Below are 17,241 nucleotides of genomic sequence, written 5' to 3' on the forward strand. Positions count from 1 at the left end.
GAGAATGGCCGCATCACCTGCCCGAGGACCGAAGAATGACCGCATCCGTTTCCCGCCGCCGCCTGCTCGCGGCCGCCGCCTCCGCGCCACTGGGCCTGGGCGCACTCCCCGCCGCTTTCGCGGCCGACCGCCTGCGCATCGGCGTGGTGCCCGGCGCCTACGCGGACTCCGTCAACGTGGCTGCCAAAGAAGCCCGGGGCCAGGGCCTGCAGGTCGAGGTGATCGAGTTCACCGACTGGACGACGCCGAACGTGGCGCTGAACGCGGGCGACATCGACATCAACTACTTCCAGCACCAGCCCTTCCTCGCCAATGCGATCAGGAAGCAGGGCTTCCAGCTCGCGAGCGCAGGCACCGGCATCCTGGCCAACGTGGGGCTGTATTCGCTGAAGCACAAGAAGGTCGAGGACGTGCCCGCCGGTGGCAAGGTAGGCATCGCCAACGACCCGGTCAACCAGGGCCGGGGCCTGCTGCTCCTGCAGAAAGCGGGACTCATCCGGCTCAAGCCCGACGTGGGCTAGCTGGGCACCCTGGCCGACATCGTGGACAACCCGAAAAAGCTCCGCTTCGTGGAGGTCGAAGGCCCGCAGCTGGTGCGCATCACGCCCGACGTGGACATCGCCCAGGGCTACCCCCATTTCATCGTGGCGGCCAAGGCGTTCGATCCGTCCAGCGGGCTGGCCTACTCGGGCATCGAAGACGCGCAGTTCGCGATCCAGTTCGTGGTGCGGCAGGACCGCGTGAGCGATCCGGTGGTGCAGCGTTTCGTGCGCCTCTACCAGAACTCGCCGGCGGTGAAGAGCGAGACACGGCGCGCCTTCGCCAACGACGACCGGCTCTACACGCTGGCCTGGACCCGCTCGTGAGGCAGGAGGTGCTTCGCATGGCTTTCGCCTCCGTGCTGCGGCGCGCGCCGGACTTCCCCCGCGCTGCCGGGCCTGGCCCCATGGCCTGGCGGCGCACCGGTGCCGCGGTACCGGCCGCGGACGCATCCCTTGCCGCTGCAGGCGCGGCCCCGGCGGCCGATGGCACGGTTGCGCCGCGGGGCGCCGTCGCCCTGCGCGGCGTCGGCAAGGTGTATGCCTCTTCGGCGGGCGACGTGGCCGCGCTGCAGGACATCGACCTGGACATTCCGGCCGGCAGCATCTTCGGCATCATCGGCCGCAGCGGCGCGGGCAAGTCCAGCCTGCTGCGCACCATCAACCGGCTGGAGACGCCGTCGCACGGGCAGGTGCTCATCGACGGCGTGGACATCGGGACGCTGGACGAGAACGGCCTGGTCGCGCTGCGCCGCCGCATCGGCATGGTCTTCCAGCACTTCAACCTGCTGTCCGCCAAGACGGTGTTCGACAACATCGCCCTGCCGCTGCGCGTGGCAGGCGCCCGCCCTGCGGAAGTCACGCGGCGGGTGAACGAACTGCTGGAACTCGTGGGCCTGCAGGACAAGCACCGCAGCCACCCGGGCCGGCTGTCCGGCGGACAGAAGCAGCGCGTGGGCATCGCGCGCGCACTGGCCACGCACCCGGAGATCCTGCTGTGCGACGAGGCCACGTCGGCGCTGGACCCGGAAACCACGCACGCCATCCTGCAGCTGCTGAAGGACATCAACCGGCGCCTGGGCATCACCATCATCCTGATCACGCACGAGATGCGCGTGATCCGCGAGATCGCCGACCAGGTGGTGGTGCTGGAGCGGGGACGCATCGCCGAGCAGGGACCCGTCTGGCAGGTGTTCGGCGCCCCACGCCACGATGCCACGCGGGCGCTGCTGGCCCCGCTGCGCCAGGGCCTGCCCCCGGACCTGCGCGCGCGGCTGCAGGCGCATCCGCCCCGGCACGGCCCGTTCTCCACCATCGTGCAGCTGGGTTACAGCGGCGAAGGCGGCCTGGAGCCCGATCTCGCGCGCATCGCCGCAGCCCTGCCTCCTGGAGCCCGCCTGGTGCATGGGGGCGTGGACCGCATCCAGGGGCATGCGCAGGGCGAGCTGGTGCTCGCGGTGGAAGGCACCGCCGCGCCGGGCGACCTCGCCCCGCTCACGCAAGGCCATGGCGCGGTCGCGCACTCCGTCCAGGTGATCGGCTACCTCGCATCCGGCACATCGCAGGCCCCCGCAACGGTCCCATCCACCCCTCCATCCGACCACCCATGAGCCTTTCGCTGTCCATTCCCGCCGAACGCTACGGCCAGGCACTGGCCGACACCCTGCTGATGGTCGGGGTCTCCGGCACGGCCGCATTCCTCGCCGGCATTCCGCTGGCCCTGCTGCTCATCGTCACGGCTCCCGGCGGCTTTCTCGCATCGCCCCGCCTGCACCGCGTGGCCGGCAGCGTGATCAACGGCTTCCGGGCCACGCCCTTCATCGTGCTGCTGGTGGCGCTCATTCCCTTCACGCGCATCGTCGCCGGGACCACCATCGGCGTCTGGGCGGCCATCGTGCCGCTGTCGATCAGCGCCACGCCGTTCTTCGCGCGCATCGCGGAAGTCAGCCTGCGCGAAGTGGACCAGGGGCTGATCGAGGCCGCCCAGGCCATGGGCTGCCGCAAGTGGCACATCGTGCGGCACGTCTATCTGCCGGAGGCGCTGCCCGGCATCGTGGGCGGCTTCACGATCACCCTGGTGGCGCTGATCGGCGCATCCGCCATGGCCGGCGCGGTGGGCGCGGGCGGCCTGGGCGACCTGGCGATCCGCTATGGCTACCAGCGCTTCGACACCCAGGTGATGGTGATCGTGATCGCCGTGCTGATCGCGCTGGTCACCGCGGTGCAGTCCGCCGGCGACTTCTGGGTGCAGCGCCTGCGCCAGCGCTGAGCCCCCTCTTCACCGATCCTGCGGAGACTCCCAGCCCATGGCACCACTTTCCGTCGATGGCCCCTCGGCCACCACCCGCCTGCCCCTGCCCCCGCGCACGCCGCACCGCATCGCCAGCGAGGCCGAAGCACTCGACATCGCCCGCGCGCTGGCGCTCGAGTTCCGCCAGGACGCGCCATCGCGCGACCGCGAGCGCCGCCTGCCCTGGGACGAGATCGAGCGCTATACGGCGAGCGGCCTGGGCGGCATCGGCGTGCCCCGCGACCACGGCGGCATCGGCGCCTCGTTCCGCACGCGGATGGAGGTGTTCGCCATCCTGTGCGCGGCGGATCCGTCCCTCGGGCAGATTCCGCAGAACCACCATGCGCTCATCCGCCACCTGGTGGAGTTCGGCAGCCCGTCGCTGCAGCGCCGCATTTTCGCGGACGTGCTGGCGGGGCACCGGCTGGGCAATGCCGGCCCGGAGCGCAAGGCCCGCGCGGCCGCGGTCCACCATGCGACGGCGCGGCTGCGGCGTGACGCGCAGGGAACGCTGCGCGCGAACGGCACGCGCCACTATTCCACCGGGGCGCTGTTCGCGCACTGGGTGCCTTTCCGCGCGGAAGACGAGCACGGCCGCCCGGTGCAGGTCTGGGTGCGCCGCACGGCGCCCGGGCTGCAGGTGATCGACGACTGGGACGCCTTCGGCCAGCGCACCACGGCCAGCGGCAGCGTCGTGCTGCAGGACGTGCCCGTGGAGGAGGACGACGTGGTTTCCCTCCACGCCGCGCAGGACCGGCCCACGCTGACGGGGCCGTTCTCGCAATTGCTGCAGGCCTCCATCGACCTGGGAATCGCCGAGGGCGCCCTGGCGGACGCCCTCGCCTACGTGCGCGAGAAAACCCGGCCCTGGGTGGATTCCGGCGTGGAGCACGCCTGCGACGACCCCCACATCCTGCGCGAGGTCGGCGAACTGGCCATCGACGTGCATGCGGCGCGCGAGGTGCTGGCCGAGGCCGCGGACCTGCTGGATGCCCTGGCCCAGGCACCGCTCACGGACGCCACCAGCGCGGAGGCCTCGGTGGCGGTCGCACGCGCGAAGGTGCTGACCACGGAGGCCGCGCTGCGCTCCGGTGAACACCTGCTGGAACTGGCCGGCACTTCGGCATCGCGCACCGTCCACAACCTCGACCGGCACTGGCGCAACGCGCGTGTTCACACGCTGCACGACCCGGTGCGCTGGAAATACCACCTCATCGGCCGCTACGTGCTGAACGGCCAGGCGCCGCGCCGCCACCAGTGGAACTGACCAGGACCGCCCATGACCGCACATACCCCGCAAGAACGGCAATCCCTGCAGCAGGCAGGCCCCACCCCGCCGGCATCGCCGGTGCCACCGCCACCCGCGCACCGGCCGCCGGTGCTGGACACGCCCGCACAGATCCTCGGCACCGCCGCCGCGCTCGCCCGCGAATGGGCGCCCCAGGCGCTCGCGCGCGACCGGGAGCGCCGACTGCCCTGGTCGGAAATCGAGGCCTACAGCGCCAGCGGGCTCTGGGGCATCACGGTGCCGCAGGCCCACGGCGGCCCGGGCACCGACGCCTGGACGCTCGCGCAGACCATCGCCACGGTCTCCGCGGCGGACGGATCGCTGGGCCACATCCCGCAGAACCATTTCTATGCCCTCGAAGTGCTGCGCGTGGGCGGCACCGAAGCCCAGCAGCGCTTCTTCCATGGCCGCGTGCTGCAGGGCGAGCGCTTCGGCAATGCCCTGTCCGAAACCGGCCACCGCGACTACCGGCGCCGCACCCGCCTGGAGCGCTCGGGCGGAGGCTGGGTGCTCCAGGGGCGCAAGTCCTACTGCACCGGCGCGATCTTCGCGCACTGGATTCCCACGCAGGCCATGCAGCAGCTCGATGACGGCCGCGAGGTGAGCGCGATCGCCTTCGTGCCGCGCCATGCGCCCGGCATCACGGTGGAAGACGACTGGGACGGCATGGGCCAGCGCGTGACGGGCAGCGGATCGGTGGCGCTGGACGGCGTACCGGTGCAGCCCGAATGGATCGTTCCGTTCCAGGCCAGCTTCGACCGGCCCACGGCCATCGGACCGTTCGCGCAGCTCATGCACGCGGCCATCGACCTCGGGATCGGTGAAGGGGCGCTGCAGGCCGCCCTGCCCTTCCTCCGCGACCACGCGCGTCCCTGGATCGACGCGCAGGTGGAACGCGCCACGGACGACCCGCTCACCCTGCACGCCGTGGGCGAGGTGGACCTGCGCCTGCGCGCGGCGCGCGCGATGCTGCGCCGGGCCGCACGCTTCGTCGATACCGCCCGGCACGCGCCCGATGAAGACACCGTGGCCGCCGCGTCGGTGGCCGTGGCCGAGGCCCGTGCGCTCGCCCACCGCGCGGGCCTGCTGGCCGCCAACAAGCTGCTGGAACTGGGCGGCACCTCCGCCACCGCCGCGGAACACGGCTTCGACCGCTTCTGGCGCAACGTGCGCACCCACACGCTGCACGATCCGGTGCGATGGAAGTACCACGCCGTGGGCAACCATGTGCTCAACGGCACCCGGCCGCCGCGCCACGGAGCCCTGTGATGCCAGGCACGCACCGCCCACGCCCGATCATCCTCAACGCGTTCAGCATGAACACGGTGGGGCACATCAACCACGGCCTCTGGACGCATCCCCGCGACCGGTCGGGCGAATACCACTCGCTGGACTACTGGACCGAACTCGCGCGCGAACTGGAGCGCGGCCTGTTCGACAGCCTCTTCCTGGCCGACATCGTGGGCGTGTACGACACCTACGGGCAGTCGGCCGATGTCACACTGCGCGAATCGGTGCAGCTGCCGGTCAACGACCCCGTGCTGCTCGTTCCCGCCATGGCCGCCGCCACGCGCCACCTGTCGTACGGCGTCACCGTGAACCTGAGCTACGAGCAGCCTTACCTGCTGGCCCGGCGGTTCTCGACGCTGGACCACCTCACGCGCGGCCGCGTGGGCTGGAACATCGTCACCGGCTACCTCGATTCGGCCGCGCGCGCCATGGGCGTGGCGCAGCAGATACCGCACGACGAGCGCTATGACCGGGCCGACGAATTCATGGACGTGGCCTACCAGCTCTGGGAAGGCAGCTGGGACGACGACGCCGTCCTGCGCGACCGCACCCGGCGCATCTATGCCGACCCCGCCCGCGTGCGGCCGGTGCGCCACCGCGGCACGCACTACCAGGTCGAGGGCTACCACCTCTGCGAGCCGTCGCCGCAGCGCACCCCGGTGCTTTTCCAGGCCGGCAGCTCCGGACGCGGCCTGCGCTTCGCTGCCCGGCACGCGGAGTGCGTCTTCATGTCCACCCAGGACAAGGCCTCCACCCGGGAACTGGTCCGCGCCCTGCGCGCGGAAGTCGTCCGCGCGGGCCGCCAACCCGACGACGTGAAGGTGGTGGTGGGGCTCACCGCCGTGCCCGGAGCCACCCGCCAGGAGGCCGAGGACAGGTACCAGGAATACTGCCGCCATGCCAGCCCGGAGGCGGCGCTGGCCCACCTCTCGGCCGGCGCAGGCATCGATTTCTCCACGTACCGGCAGGGCACGCCCCTGCTGGGCCAGCACCGCAGCAACGGCATCGAGAACAGCCTGCGGCGCCTGGCCAACGGACGCGCCCACTACACCCTGGGCGACCTGCTGGAGGAACTGGCCCTGGGCGGCCGCTACGCCACCGTGGTGGGCTCGCCGCAGGACATCGCGGACGAGATGCAGTCCTGGCTGGACGAGGCCGGGGTGGACGGGTTCAACCTCGCTCGCACCGTGGTGCCCGAGAGCTACACGGACTTCATCGACCTCGTGGTGCCCGAACTGCAGAACCGCGGCCTGCACAAGACCGCCTACGCAGAAGGCACGCTGCGCCACAAACTGGCCGGCCGGGGCGACCGGCTCGCGCCCACGCACCACGGGGCGGGCTTCCGCCCTGCCCCGGGTACGCCCGCCGTGCGCGCGGCGTAGCAAGACCGCACACATGCCCGCAGCGGATCCGGCCGGCGACGCACGCGCCGCGACCGGCCGCGATCTGCCGCTGCCAGTCCCACCCGCACGATCAGCCTGCGCAGGCGCCCTGGCCGGGATGCATTCGGGCCACGGCCGAGCTACGGCTGAGCCATAGGCAGTCCAAATCCACCCGATAGCCGTGCCCGCCGCCCTGGCGGCGCCCTGCATCCCTGTGCAGCACGCCGCCCCTCGCATTTCCGTTCCTCCCCTGGCCGGCTTGTAAGGCAAATTCCTACATGCCCGGCTTGCGGGCGAGACACGACACACCTCCAAACCCCGACTTAATTTCCGATTGGACCGAATTCACAATCCATTTCAACGGATCGCGACACACCTGCACACCGCCAGGGGCCTCGGGATCTGCTAACGGAAAAGGAATGCACCATGACCTCGGAACAACTTCTCGCTGAAATCCGCGAAGCCAACCTCACCTACCTGATGCTGGCCCAGACGCTGATCCGCCAGGACAAGGCCGAAGCCGTGTTCCGCCTGGGCATCAACGAAGACGCCGCCGATATCCTGGCCTCGCTCTCGGCGGCCCAGGTGCTCAAGCTGGCCTCCCGCAACACCCTGCTGTGCAGCTTCCGTGTGGACGACAACCTCGTCTGGAGCCTGCTCACCAACCACAACACGCCCAAGAAGGTCGGCAACGAAGCCACCAACACGCTGCACGCCAACATCCTCATGGCCAGCCGCGTGTCGGAAGTGCTCTGAACCGTCCCTGCCGCCGTCCGACCTTCCCGCCCATCCGCCTCCGAAAGACCGCCATGACCGCAGCTGCCGCCCCCGTGAAGAGCGTCCTGAACGAATCCAAGCAGATCGAGCGCGCCGCCATGCTGATCCAGATGGGCGCCCGCATGCAGGTGCTGGAGTCGGAAACCTCCCTGTCGTACGAGCGGCTGATCCGGCTCTACAAGGAAATCGCGGGCAAGTCGCCTTCCAAGGGCCAGTTGCCGTTCTCCACCGACTGGTTCCTCACCTGGCAGGAGAATGTCCACAGCTCGCTGTTCCTGAACATCTACGAGTACCTGTCCAAGGGCGTGAGCCTGGACTCCGTGGAACTGCTCACCAAGGCCTACCGGCTCTACAGCGAGCAGGTCGCCACGGCCGAGATCGAACCCCTGCTGTCCTTCACCCGCGCATGGCGCCTGGTGAAGTTCGTGGATGCAGGTATGCTCACGCGCACCAAGTGTTCGCAGTGCGGCGGCCATTTCGTCACCGAAATGTACGAAAATCCCCGCGCCTACACCTGCGGGCTGTGCAATCCTCCGGCCCGCGCCGGCAAGAGCAAGTCGGCCGGCGCCCTCATGCTGCACTGATGCATCCCCGTGGCCCGGCGGCGCCCGCCGGCCACCTGCGTGACCTGCGTCACCCGCCGCAGTGCCCTTCGAGGCGCACCCTGCGGTGCCTTTTTTCCAACAGCGAGTTCCCCTTGTCCCGGCCTTGTGCCGGGATTTTTTTTGGGGCAAGCCCGCGCGGCCGTCAGCGCATGGACAGCAGGATGCGCACGTTGTCGTCCACCGGCACCACGTAGTCGTGCGCCGCCAGCACGGCATTGCCCTCGGGCCCCACCAGCTTCAGGCTCACGAACACCGATTGCGCCGTGGCGGCATAGGTGCCCACGACCACGGCCTGCGCGGACTGCGCGCGGCTCACGTCCCGCACCTCGCGCGACAGCAGCAGCTCGCCCTGCCCGGGCACCATCACGAGGTTCTGCCGCATTTTCAGCTCGGTCACCCGCACGCCGCGCTGCACCAGCCGCCCGGCGATCTGCTCGGAAAAAAGGCGTCCCAGGCGCGAAGCTTCGTCCAGCCGGTCGATGTGCACCAGCGTCGCCACCAGCACGGGCTGGCGTGGATCGAGCTGCGGCACCTGCCGCAGCAGCGCATCGGCCGCGGCCTGGTTGGTTTCCAGCAGCGACTCCGCCGGCGAGCCGCCCATGCCCAGCGCGCCCATCACGCCGCTTCCACCCGACGGCGGCGCAGCCGCGGCGCCATAGTAGTAGCGGGCGCAGCCCGGCAGGCAGGCAGCGGCGGCCACTCCCAGGCCCACCCCCAGGCCCATGCGCAGCCAGGCGCGCCGCGGCATCTGCCGCGGGATGGAATCTCCGTACTTCATGGCGCCACCACCTGCCAGGTCCTGACCCCGGCCGTCGCCGGACTGCCCACCGCCAGGGAGGGCAGCGGCACGGGCGGCGGCGGCAGGTACAGCGCCGCGTCGGCCTGGTCGATGAAATAGACGTCGCTCGTGCGGGCCAGGTAGCGGCCTTCGCTCTCCAGCGACGTGGTGACCAGGATCTCGGTGCGCGCCGGCACGCGCACCAGGCCCTGCGGCGTGGAACGTGTGGCCGCGGACACCGGCACCGGCTGCGCCGCCAGCAGGTAGTCGCCGTTTTCCATGGAGGCATCCCGCGCCACGCGCACGCCGTCGCCGAGCAGCACCGGCCGCGCACCGTCGCCGGGCGGCGCCACGTGCTGCACGAGCTGGACGTCCACGGCGAGCCGCACGCCGGAAGGCTGCGTGGACAGCGCCAGGCCGCGCTCGACCAGATGGGTGATCAGCAGCGTCCGGAACCCGGCGACGAAGCCGGGCACATCCGGCCCTTCGGACGCCGGCACCACATAGATCGGATGCGCCCCCGCGGGCCACTCGCGCAGCTTCACGGCCGTGCGCTCCGCGACGTCTGCGGCCAGCACGTCCCAATGGTGCACGGCCCGTGCCGTCTTCTGCGTGGATGGGGCATGCGCCACGGGCTGCGGCAGGTCCGGAGGCGCTGCGCAGCCGGCCAGCCCGGCAGTACACAGCAGCACGGCCGCCAGTGCCGGACCGCTCCGGCGGGCGTTCGAAAACGGCGGGAATTCCGCAACGGGGGTCATGCGCTCGCACCTTTCCTCGGAATGCATGGCTGGATGCTAACGGCCGCGCGCCGGGCGAATGGGCCGAACAACGGCGCTTTCCCTGCCCAGTCTGGCGCCTGCTGCCATCGCGCCGACGGCGCCCCGCCGATGCCATGGCCGGGTGCCCGCCTACGCCCGCACGGGCTCCGGCCGCGCCACAATCCGCGCATGCAGCTTTCCGCCCCCGCCCCGGACTCCCCGTCCGACACCACCGCCACGCGTGCCTCGGCGCCGCCGCCCGCGGGCGATCCGCCCGCCGAACCACCACCCGCCGGGGATCCCCCGCCGGCCGCGCCCCCTGCCGGCGACCCGCCCGCACCGGCTCCCGGCCCGGCGGAGCCTCCGCCGCCACCGGCGGATGCCTCGCCACCGCCCCCCTTCGTGCTGCAGATGCCCGTGGACGTGCGCAACCTCTCGCTCGCCCTGCTGGCCCTCTTCGCCGCCGTGGCCCTGCTGCACTGGGCCAGCGCCGTATTCATCCCGCTGATGCTGAGCGTACTGCTCACCATCGCCCTGCAGCCCATCGTGACCGCGCTGCGGCGCTGGTACATCCCGCGCTGGCTCGGCGCCGGCGTACTGTTGCTGGGCATCGTGGGCGGCCTCGGCGGCACGGCCTGGTCGCTCTCCGACGGCGCGGCCGAACTGGTGGACTCCCTGCCCGTGGCTGCCCGCAAGGTGCGCGATGCGATGCGCATGAACATGCGCGGCCCGAGCCCGCTCGACACCATGCAGAAAGCCGCCAGCCAGATCGAACAGGCCGCTACCGAAAGCATCCCGCCCCAGACGCGGCGCGGCGTGCAGCGCGTGGTGATCGAGCGCGCGCCGTTCAACATCCGCGATTACGTATGGACCGGCACCATGGGCCTGGTATCGGCCGCGGGCCAGCTCACCGTGGTGGTCTTCCTCACCTTCTTCTCGCTCGCGTCCGGCAACCTCTTCCGCCGCAAGCTGGTGCGCATCGCGGGCCAAAGCCTGGAGCGCCGCAAGATCACCATGGAAGTGCTCGACGACATCACCGGGCAGATCCAGCGCTACCTGCTCGTGCAGGTGGCCACCAGCGTCCTGGTGGGCATCGGCACCGGCGTGGCCTACGCGCTGCTCGGGCTGGAGAACGCGGCGGTCTGGGGGGTGGTGGCCGGCGTGCTCAACCTCGCTCCGTACGTCGGCTCCATCGTCGTCACGGGAGCCTCCGCCCTCGTCGCCTTCCTGCAGTTCGGCACCGTGGACATGGCCCTGGCCGTCGGCGGAGCGTCCCTGCTCATCCACACCATCGTGGGCAATCTGCTCACCCCCTGGCTCACCAGCCGCACCAGCCGCATGAGCCCCGTCGCGGTGTTCGTCAGCGTGCTGGCCTGGGGATGGCTGTGGGGGTTGTGGGGGGTGTTGCTGGGGATTCCGGTGATGATGGTGGTGAAGGCTGTTTGCGACCGGGTGGAGGATCTGAGGCCTATCGGGGAGTTGTTGGGGGATTGAGGGTTTTTGTTTTGAGGGCGGGGGCCGGGTCTCGGCCCGGCGGCCGAGTCACTTTCTTTCGCTTCGCCGAAAGAAAGTAACCAAAGAAAGGGCGACCCTGCTGGATGCGTCCCCGTTCGCCCGCAGGGCGAACGGGGCAACCTGGGGTGCTCGGGGGTGGGGTGTGCCGTGGAACTCGCTGCGCGCACTCCGTGCGCTGCGCTCGGACAACCACGGCAAGTCAGTTCACGAAACGGGCGTGTCCTTCGGCACGCCCGCCACCCCACCCCCTGCGCGCCCCAGGCGCATCCAGAAGGGGTGACCCGGGCCTTCGCGTTGCTCGGCCCCAAGGCCATCGCTGCGCTCGGCAAAAGTCCCAGCGCTCCGCCCCAAGAAAACGGTGCGCGGTGCAACGCACTCGCGCACCCCAGGCCGAGCGAAGCAATGGCCCGTATGCGGCACCCCGCCCTCGTGTCTGCGCCGAGGAGCGCAGGAGGCAAGGCGCGCAGGCGTGCCGAAGGACACGCCTGCTTCGTCATCTGACTGGCTGCGGTTGTCCGAGCGGAGCGCGCCAGCGCGCAGCGAGTTCCGCAGCCGCGCCTTGCCTCCGAGCACCACAGGCTGCCCCCTTCGCCCAAAGGGCGAAGGGGGACGCAGACACCAGGGCTCGCCTTTTCTTTGCCTACTTTCTTTTGGCGAAACAAAAGAAAGTAGGTGCGCCGCCGGGCGCACATCCCGGCCCCCGGAAAAAAATCACCCCAACAACTCCCGCGCAGCCCCCTCGATCACTCCCATCTGCCGGCACACCAGCGCCAACTGCGTATGCAAGATGCGCAGCGTTTCCGCCGGGATGTCAGCCACGCCAACATCCCCCCGCAGCGCCATGGCATCCGCTGCCTGCTCCAGCGCGGCCGCCAGCGCCTGCGCGCGTCCGGCATCCTCCAGCGCTGCGCCTTCCTGCCGGCGCAGCGCGGCCGCGAGCGCCTCCAGCCGCGCCACCGCATGCGCCCCGGCCTCCTGCGCCAGGTCCGCGGCAGGGCCCGCAGGTCCCGCCCGGTGCGCACCGAGCGCCGAGAGATAGCTCAGCAGGGTGTGCGAAGCCACCAGCATGCGCATGCCGGCCAGCGAATGCGATCGCACATGGCGCGGCTCCTGCAGCAGGTGCGAGAGGGTGGTGGAGAACGCCGCATCCGCGTTGTGCGCGTTGCGCCGCGCGAGCCGGTAGTCCAGGTCGTCGGCCTTGCCGGTGGCGTACTGCGAGAGGATCTCGCGCAGGTAGTGGGCATGCGCGGCCAGGGCCTGGGCGGCCACGGCCGCCAGGCGGCGCCCCTGCCAGTCCGGCAGCACCCACAGCATCGCCACCGCGGCGATGGCGCTGCCGATCATCGTGTCCAGCAGGCGCGGCAGGATCAGCCCGTGCGCCGCGCCGGTGGCCTGGTTGAAGCACATGAGCACCAGCAGCGTGATGGCAGCCGTGGCCGTGAGGTAGTGCGTGGTGCGGGTGACGAAGAACAACACCCCCGCCGCCACCGCGAAGAGCGCCTGCAGCGGCAGGCTCGGGAACAGCCGCAGCAGCGCCCAGCCCGCGACCAGGCCGACGGCGGTGCCGGCGATGCGCTGCGCCACGCGCGCCAGCGTCGCGCCGTACGTGGGCTGGCACACGAACAGCGTGGCCAGTGGAATCCAGTAGCCGTGCACGGGATCGATCAGCTGCATCACGCCATGGCCTGCCGCCAGCGCCAGGGACAGCCGCGCCGCGTGCCGGAACAGCGGCGAGCCGCGATGCAGCTGCGCCCGCACCCGGCCCCAGGCATCGGACAGGGAGCGCGGGGAGCGGTCCAGCAGGCTGCTGTCCCCCGCGCGTTCCCCGCCGTCGGGATGGGTCGCGGCGTCGAGCTGCGCGTCCAGCGTAGCGAGGTTGCGCGCCAGCGCGCGCAGGCTGCGCAGGGGGCGCTGCCATTCCGCCCGGCCCTGGGCCTCCAGGTAGGCGATCGCGTCGCGCAGGTCGGCCATGGCCCGCGCCACGGCCCCGTCCCGCTCGAAGGGCTGGTGCATCTGCAGCGCATGTGCGATGCGCGCGCACTCCACGCCCTGCAGCTGCAGCACGCGCTGGCAGCGGTAGAGCACGTCGCTGTGGAACAGCACATCCGCCCACTCGTTGTAGTGGTGGTGCGAGGAGCTCGCGCGCTCGTGGATGTCCTGCGCGATGAAATAGAGATTCAGGTGCCGCAACATCCGCCCCGTCGGCAGAGCGCTCGCGCCGGCGCCCCAGCGGCTGAAGATGCTTTCCTTCGTGGCATTGAGCGCCGCCACCAGCCGGCCGTTCGTCTGCGCCAGCGCCAGGCGCCGCCGCTCCACGTCCACGCCGCGCACCGGCTCGAACAGGCTGGCCTTGAGCCGCAGGTAGGCACCCAGCTGGTCGTACAGCCCCGCGAGGTTCTGCCGCACCCGCTGGTGCGGGAACGCCGCGCACCACAGCAGCGACAGCAGCGCATACCACGCCGCGCCGGACAGCAGCAGCAGCGGCACATGCCAGGGGCCGCCTGCCGGCACATGCCCGGCCACCGTCCCCGGGGATGCGCTGATGGCCGCGTAGAGCGCCAGGATCACGGTCGCCGACGCGATCGCCCGGTAGCGCTCGCCGATGGCGCCCAGCATCGTGAAGCCGAAGGTGGAACATGCCAGGCCCGCCACGAACCAGGCCGGATGCGGCAGCAGCAGCTCCACCGAGAACGCCGCGAGCGCGAAGCACGCGAGCATGACCAGCACCGCGCGCAGGCGCCCGCGCCAGCTGTCGTCGGTCTCCGCCAGCGCGCTGGCGATGATGCCCAGGAAGAGCGGCGTCACCAGCGCCACCTGGTCGCGCCACCAGCACAGCGCCATCGCGCCGCTCAGCGCGATGAAGACGCGCAGGCTATAGACGAAGGCGTCCTGCGCCCACAGCCGGCGCAGCCAGCCGGCGCGCCCGCGCTCCGCCGCCTGGCCGGCCGCCGCCATCATGGTCGTCGTTGTTCTCGGTTCCATTCACGCTGCCTTCGCCGCCGGTGTCCATGCGCGGCGCCGCCGCGTGCCGGCATCACCGCGAGCAAGAAGCAGGCCCGCGGCCTCAGCCGGTGTTGCGCAGCCCCGCCGCGATGCCGTTGATGCAGATGTGGATACCGGTCTGCACGCGCTCGCTGCCCTCGCCCGCGCGCCAGCGCCGCACCAGTTCCACCTGCAGGTGGTGCAGCGGATCGATGTAAGGGAAGCGGTGGCGGATCGAGCGCGCCAGCGCCGTGTTGTGGGCCAGCCGCTGCCGGTCGCCGGTGATGCGCGCCAGCGCATCCACCGTGCGCTGCCATTCGGCCTCAATGGCGCCGAACACCTTGCGGCGCAGGCGCGCATCCGCCACCAGTTCGCTGTAGCGCGACGCCAGGGCCAGGTCGCTCTTGGCCAGCACCATGTCCATGTTGGACAGCAGCGTGCGGAAGAACGGCCACTGCCGGTACATCTTCTGCAGCAGCGCCATGCGCGCCTTGGGATCCTCGCCCGCGGCCTTCACGAAGGCCTCCACGGCCGATCCGAAACCGTACCAGCCCGGCAGCGTGAGCCGGCACTGGCCCCAGCTGAACCCCCAGGGAATGGCGCGCAGGTCCTCGATCTTCTGGCTCGGCTTGCGCGAGGCGGGGCGCGATCCGATGTTGAGCTCGGCGATTTCCCGGATCGGCGTGGAGTTGAAGAAATAGTCGGCGAAGCCCGGCGTCTCGTACACCAGCGCGCGGTAGGCCGCCATGCTCGCCTGCGAGAGTTCGGCCGCGGCCTCGTGGAAGGCCTTGGTCGCGGGCTTGGTGGGCTGCAGCAGCGTGGCCTCCAGCGTGGCCGCCACCAGCGTCTCCAGGTTGCGCCGGCCGATCTCCGGGTTGGCATATTTGGAGGCGATCACCTCGCCCTGCTCGGTCAGGCGGATCTGTCCGCGCACCGTGCCCGGGGGCTGCGCCAGGATGGCCTGGTAGCTCGGGCCGCCGCCTCGCCCCACCGTGCCGCCGCGCCCGTGGAAAAGCCGCAGGCGAATGCGGTGGCGCGCCTCCAGCGCGTCGAACAGTTCCACCAGGGCGATCTCCGCGCGGTAGAGCTCCCAGTTGCTGGTGAAGATGCCGCCGTCCTTGTTGCTGTCGGAGTAGCCCAGCATGATGTCCTGCTCGGCCCCGCCGCGCTGCACCATGGCCGCGAAGCCCGGCACCTCGTAGAGCTCGCGCATGATGGGCTGGGCGTTGCGCAGGTCGCCGATGGTCTCGAAGAGCGGCACCACGATCAGGTCGGCGCGCGCATCGGCCCCGTCCAGCGTGCCGCGCATCAGGCCCACCTCTTTCTGCAGCAACAGCACTTCCAGCAGATCGCTCACCGTCTCGGTGTGGCTGATGATGTAGTGCCGGATGGCCTGGGCGCCGTAGCGGTCGCGCATGCGCCGCGCCGTCTCGAAGATGGCGATCTCGCCGCGCGTGTGCTCCGAATACTCCGCTCCCACCACGCGCAGCGGACGGGCATCGCACAGCAGGCGCACCAGCAGCGCCTGGCGCGCGTCCTCCGGCAGGGCCGCGTAATCGGCCTCGATCCGCGCCGTGGCCAGCAGTTCCGCCACCACGCGCTCGTGCTGGTCGGAGCTCTGCCGCAGGTCCACCGTGGCCAGGTGGAAGCCGAACACCTCCACGGCCCGTACCAGCGGATGCAGCCGCTGCGCCGCCAGCGGCGCCCCGCGGTGCGACCGCAGCGAGGCCTCGATGACGCGCAGGTCCGCAAGGAATTCCGAGGCGTCGCCGTACGGGTTCTGGGGCGCCACGGCATGGCGCGCCGCCTCGCCGCCCGTCAATTCGCGCAGCGTCGCCGCCAGCCGCGCATAGATGCCGGTGAGCGCGCGGCGGTAGGGCTCGTCCTGCCGGTGCTCGCTGGTGTCGGGCGAGCGCTCGGCGAGCTGCTGCATCTCGGGGGAGACCTGCACCAGACGGGCCGACAGCGACAACTCGCCCCCCAGGTAATGCACCTCGGTCAGGTAGTGGCGCAGGGCCACCTCGGCCTGGCGGCGCAGCGCCAGCTCCAGCGTCTCGGCACTCACGTTGGGGTTGCCGTCGCGGTCGCCACCGATCCACTGGCCCATGCGCAGGAAGCTCGCCACCGGCTGGCTGCCCAGCGCCCGCTCCAGGTCCTCGTACAGGCGCGGGATCTCGCGCAGGAAGGTCGATTCGTAATAGGAAAGCGCGTTCTCGATCTCGTCGGCCACCGTGAGCTTGGTGTAACGCAGCAGCCGGGTCTGCCAGAGCTGCGCGACGCGGGCGCGCAGCCGCGCCTCGTTGGCCGCCAGCTCGCGCGGCGTGAGCGCATCGCGCGCGGACTTGTAGAACAGCCCCCGCGCCTGGATCTCGTCGCGCTCGGCCAGCAGTTCGGCGATGTCGCGCTCCGCGTCCAGGATGCTCTTGCGCTGCACCTCCGTGGGGTGCGCGGTCAGCACCGGCGACACGTAGCTGCGCGCCAGCGTCTGCGCCACGGCGCGCGGCGCGATGCCCGCCCAGCGCAGCCGGGCCAGCGCCACCTCGATGCTGCCTTCCTGCGTGCTGCCGGCCCGCTCGTGCACGGTGCGGCGGCGGATGTGGTGCCGGTCCTCGGCGAGGTTCGCCAGGTGGCTGAAATACGTGAAGGCGCGGATCACGCTCACCGTCTGGTCACCCGACAGGCCCTTGAGCAGCTTCTTGAGCGCCTTGTCCGCCTCCTGGTCCGCATCGCGGCGGAATGCCACCGACAACTTGCGCACCTGCTCCACCAGGTCATAGGCGGCTACGCCCTCCTGCTCGCGGATCACATCGCCCAGGATGCGCCCGAGCAGGCGGATGTCCTGGATCAGCGGCTGGTCCTTGTCGGCACGTCGTCCGGGCGATGGGGCGGCCTGCGGCTCGGACACGGGATCGGTCTTGCGGGAAGGCGTCGCATTCATGCGGAAAAGTCTCCTGGAGGCGCCCCGGCGGAAGGACGGGTGCTGCGGCGCAGCATGCTAGCATCCCCGCCAGGTCCGCCGAGCCTTCCGCCCGTCCGG

At 71.0% G+C, this 17,241-nt stretch carries 12 protein-coding genes and 1 pseudogene; 9 read left to right on the forward strand and 4 right to left on the reverse strand.

Annotated elements, in window-relative coordinates; translation table 11 throughout:
• Positions 1-35: 35 nt before the first annotated feature.
• From ACGHC0_RS16540 to flhC, 8 genes and pseudogenes are all read left to right on the forward strand, one after another.
• Positions 36-866 (forward strand): annotated as a pseudogene (locus ACGHC0_RS16540) (MetQ/NlpA family ABC transporter substrate-binding protein).
• A 17-nt stretch (positions 867-883) separates the two neighbouring features.
• The gene (locus ACGHC0_RS16545) at positions 884-2,149 is read left to right on the forward strand and encodes a methionine ABC transporter ATP-binding protein (RefSeq protein WP_415266190.1); all 1,266 of its coding nucleotides are present in this window, start codon (positions 884-886) and stop codon (positions 2,147-2,149) included.
• Positions 2,146-2,808, forward strand: a complete 663-nt coding sequence (locus ACGHC0_RS16550) for a methionine ABC transporter permease (protein WP_415266191.1) — start codon at positions 2,146-2,148, stop codon at positions 2,806-2,808. Before ACGHC0_RS16545 ends, ACGHC0_RS16550 begins: the two co-directional genes overlap by 4 nt.
• 37 nt (positions 2,809-2,845) lie before the next feature.
• Positions 2,846-4,096: an SfnB family sulfur acquisition oxidoreductase gene (locus ACGHC0_RS16555; protein WP_415266192.1), complete on the forward strand. Its 1,251-nt coding sequence runs from the start codon at positions 2,846-2,848 to the stop codon at positions 4,094-4,096.
• A gap of 12 nt (positions 4,097-4,108) precedes the next feature.
• Positions 4,109-5,386 (forward strand): SfnB family sulfur acquisition oxidoreductase, encoded by a 1,278-nt coding sequence (locus ACGHC0_RS16560; protein WP_415266193.1) that lies wholly within the window; start codon positions 4,109-4,111, stop codon positions 5,384-5,386.
• Positions 5,386-6,789 carry an LLM class flavin-dependent oxidoreductase gene (locus tag ACGHC0_RS16565; protein WP_415266194.1) on the forward strand — a complete coding sequence of 468 codons (1,404 nt, stop codon included), beginning with the start codon at positions 5,386-5,388 and terminating at the stop codon, positions 6,787-6,789. The genes ACGHC0_RS16560 and ACGHC0_RS16565 overlap by 1 nt, the downstream gene beginning before the upstream one ends.
• Positions 6,790-7,215: 426 nt before the next feature.
• Positions 7,216-7,545, forward strand: a complete 330-nt coding sequence (gene flhD, locus ACGHC0_RS16570; RefSeq protein ID WP_013595547.1) for a flagellar transcriptional regulator FlhD — start codon at positions 7,216-7,218, stop codon at positions 7,543-7,545.
• 53 nt (positions 7,546-7,598) lie between these two features.
• Positions 7,599-8,150: a flagellar transcriptional regulator FlhC gene (gene flhC, locus ACGHC0_RS16575; RefSeq protein WP_013595548.1), complete on the forward strand. Its 552-nt coding sequence runs from the start codon at positions 7,599-7,601 to the stop codon at positions 8,148-8,150.
• Between the two features lie 163 nt (positions 8,151-8,313).
• Here the strand turns inward: flhC and ACGHC0_RS16580 are convergent, their stop codons facing one another.
• Complete coding sequence (locus tag ACGHC0_RS16580; protein ID WP_415266195.1) at positions 8,314-8,949, reverse strand: FlgO family outer membrane protein; 636 nt, start codon at positions 8,947-8,949, stop codon at positions 8,314-8,316.
• Entirely contained in the window at positions 8,946-9,707 is a 762-nt protein-coding gene (locus ACGHC0_RS16585; protein ID WP_415266196.1) for a hypothetical protein, read from the reverse strand. Before ACGHC0_RS16585 ends, ACGHC0_RS16580 begins: the two co-directional genes overlap by 4 nt.
• A gap of 189 nt (positions 9,708-9,896) precedes the next feature.
• Between ACGHC0_RS16585 and ACGHC0_RS16590 the strand changes: the two genes are divergently transcribed.
• On the forward strand, positions 9,897-11,201 hold the full coding sequence (locus ACGHC0_RS16590) for an AI-2E family transporter (RefSeq protein WP_415266197.1): 1,305 nt from the start codon (positions 9,897-9,899) through the stop codon (positions 11,199-11,201).
• A gap of 732 nt (positions 11,202-11,933) precedes the next feature.
• On the opposite strand, the gene yccS is transcribed toward ACGHC0_RS16590, so the two are convergent.
• Together yccS and ppc are read right to left on the reverse strand one after the other, a co-directional pair.
• Positions 11,934-14,204 (reverse strand): YccS family putative transporter, encoded by a 2,271-nt coding sequence (gene yccS, locus ACGHC0_RS16595; RefSeq protein ID WP_415266198.1) that lies wholly within the window; start codon positions 14,202-14,204, stop codon positions 11,934-11,936.
• An 82-nt stretch (positions 14,205-14,286) separates the two neighbouring features.
• Positions 14,287-17,142: a phosphoenolpyruvate carboxylase gene (gene ppc / locus ACGHC0_RS16600; RefSeq protein ID WP_415266199.1), complete on the reverse strand. Its 2,856-nt coding sequence runs from the start codon at positions 17,140-17,142 to the stop codon at positions 14,287-14,289.
• Positions 17,143-17,241: the final 99 nt, after the last annotated feature.

The sequence above is a fragment of the Acidovorax sacchari genome, from assembly GCF_042847045.1.
GTDB classification, from domain to species: Bacteria; Pseudomonadota; Gammaproteobacteria; order Burkholderiales; family Burkholderiaceae_C; genus Paracidovorax; species Paracidovorax sacchari.

Excerpts from the sequence above, each read along its gene's own strand:
- flhC (WP_013595548.1), top strand. The coding sequence starts at position 7,599 with ATGACCGCAGCTGCCGCCCCCGTGAAGAGCGTCCTGAACGAATCCAAG.
- ACGHC0_RS16580 (WP_415266195.1), bottom strand. The coding sequence starts at position 8,949 with ATGAAGTACGGAGATTCCATCCCGCGGCAGATGCCGCGGCGCGCCTGG.
- ACGHC0_RS16555 (WP_415266192.1), top strand. The coding sequence starts at position 2,846 with ATGGCACCACTTTCCGTCGATGGCCCCTCGGCCACCACCCGCCTGCCC.
- ACGHC0_RS16565 (WP_415266194.1), top strand. The coding sequence starts at position 5,386 with ATGCCAGGCACGCACCGCCCACGCCCGATCATCCTCAACGCGTTCAGC.
- ACGHC0_RS16590 (WP_415266197.1), top strand. The coding sequence starts at position 9,897 with ATGCAGCTTTCCGCCCCCGCCCCGGACTCCCCGTCCGACACCACCGCC.
- ACGHC0_RS16550 (WP_415266191.1), top strand. The coding sequence starts at position 2,146 with ATGAGCCTTTCGCTGTCCATTCCCGCCGAACGCTACGGCCAGGCACTG.
- ACGHC0_RS16545 (WP_415266190.1), top strand. The coding sequence starts at position 884 with ATGGCTTTCGCCTCCGTGCTGCGGCGCGCGCCGGACTTCCCCCGCGCT.
- flhD (WP_013595547.1), top strand. The coding sequence starts at position 7,216 with ATGACCTCGGAACAACTTCTCGCTGAAATCCGCGAAGCCAACCTCACC.
- ACGHC0_RS16585 (WP_415266196.1), bottom strand. The coding sequence starts at position 9,707 with ATGACCCCCGTTGCGGAATTCCCGCCGTTTTCGAACGCCCGCCGGAGC.
- yccS (WP_415266198.1), bottom strand. The coding sequence starts at position 14,204 with ATGGAACCGAGAACAACGACGACCATGATGGCGGCGGCCGGCCAGGCG.
- ACGHC0_RS16560 (WP_415266193.1), top strand. The coding sequence starts at position 4,109 with ATGACCGCACATACCCCGCAAGAACGGCAATCCCTGCAGCAGGCAGGC.
- ppc (WP_415266199.1), bottom strand. The coding sequence starts at position 17,142 with ATGAATGCGACGCCTTCCCGCAAGACCGATCCCGTGTCCGAGCCGCAG.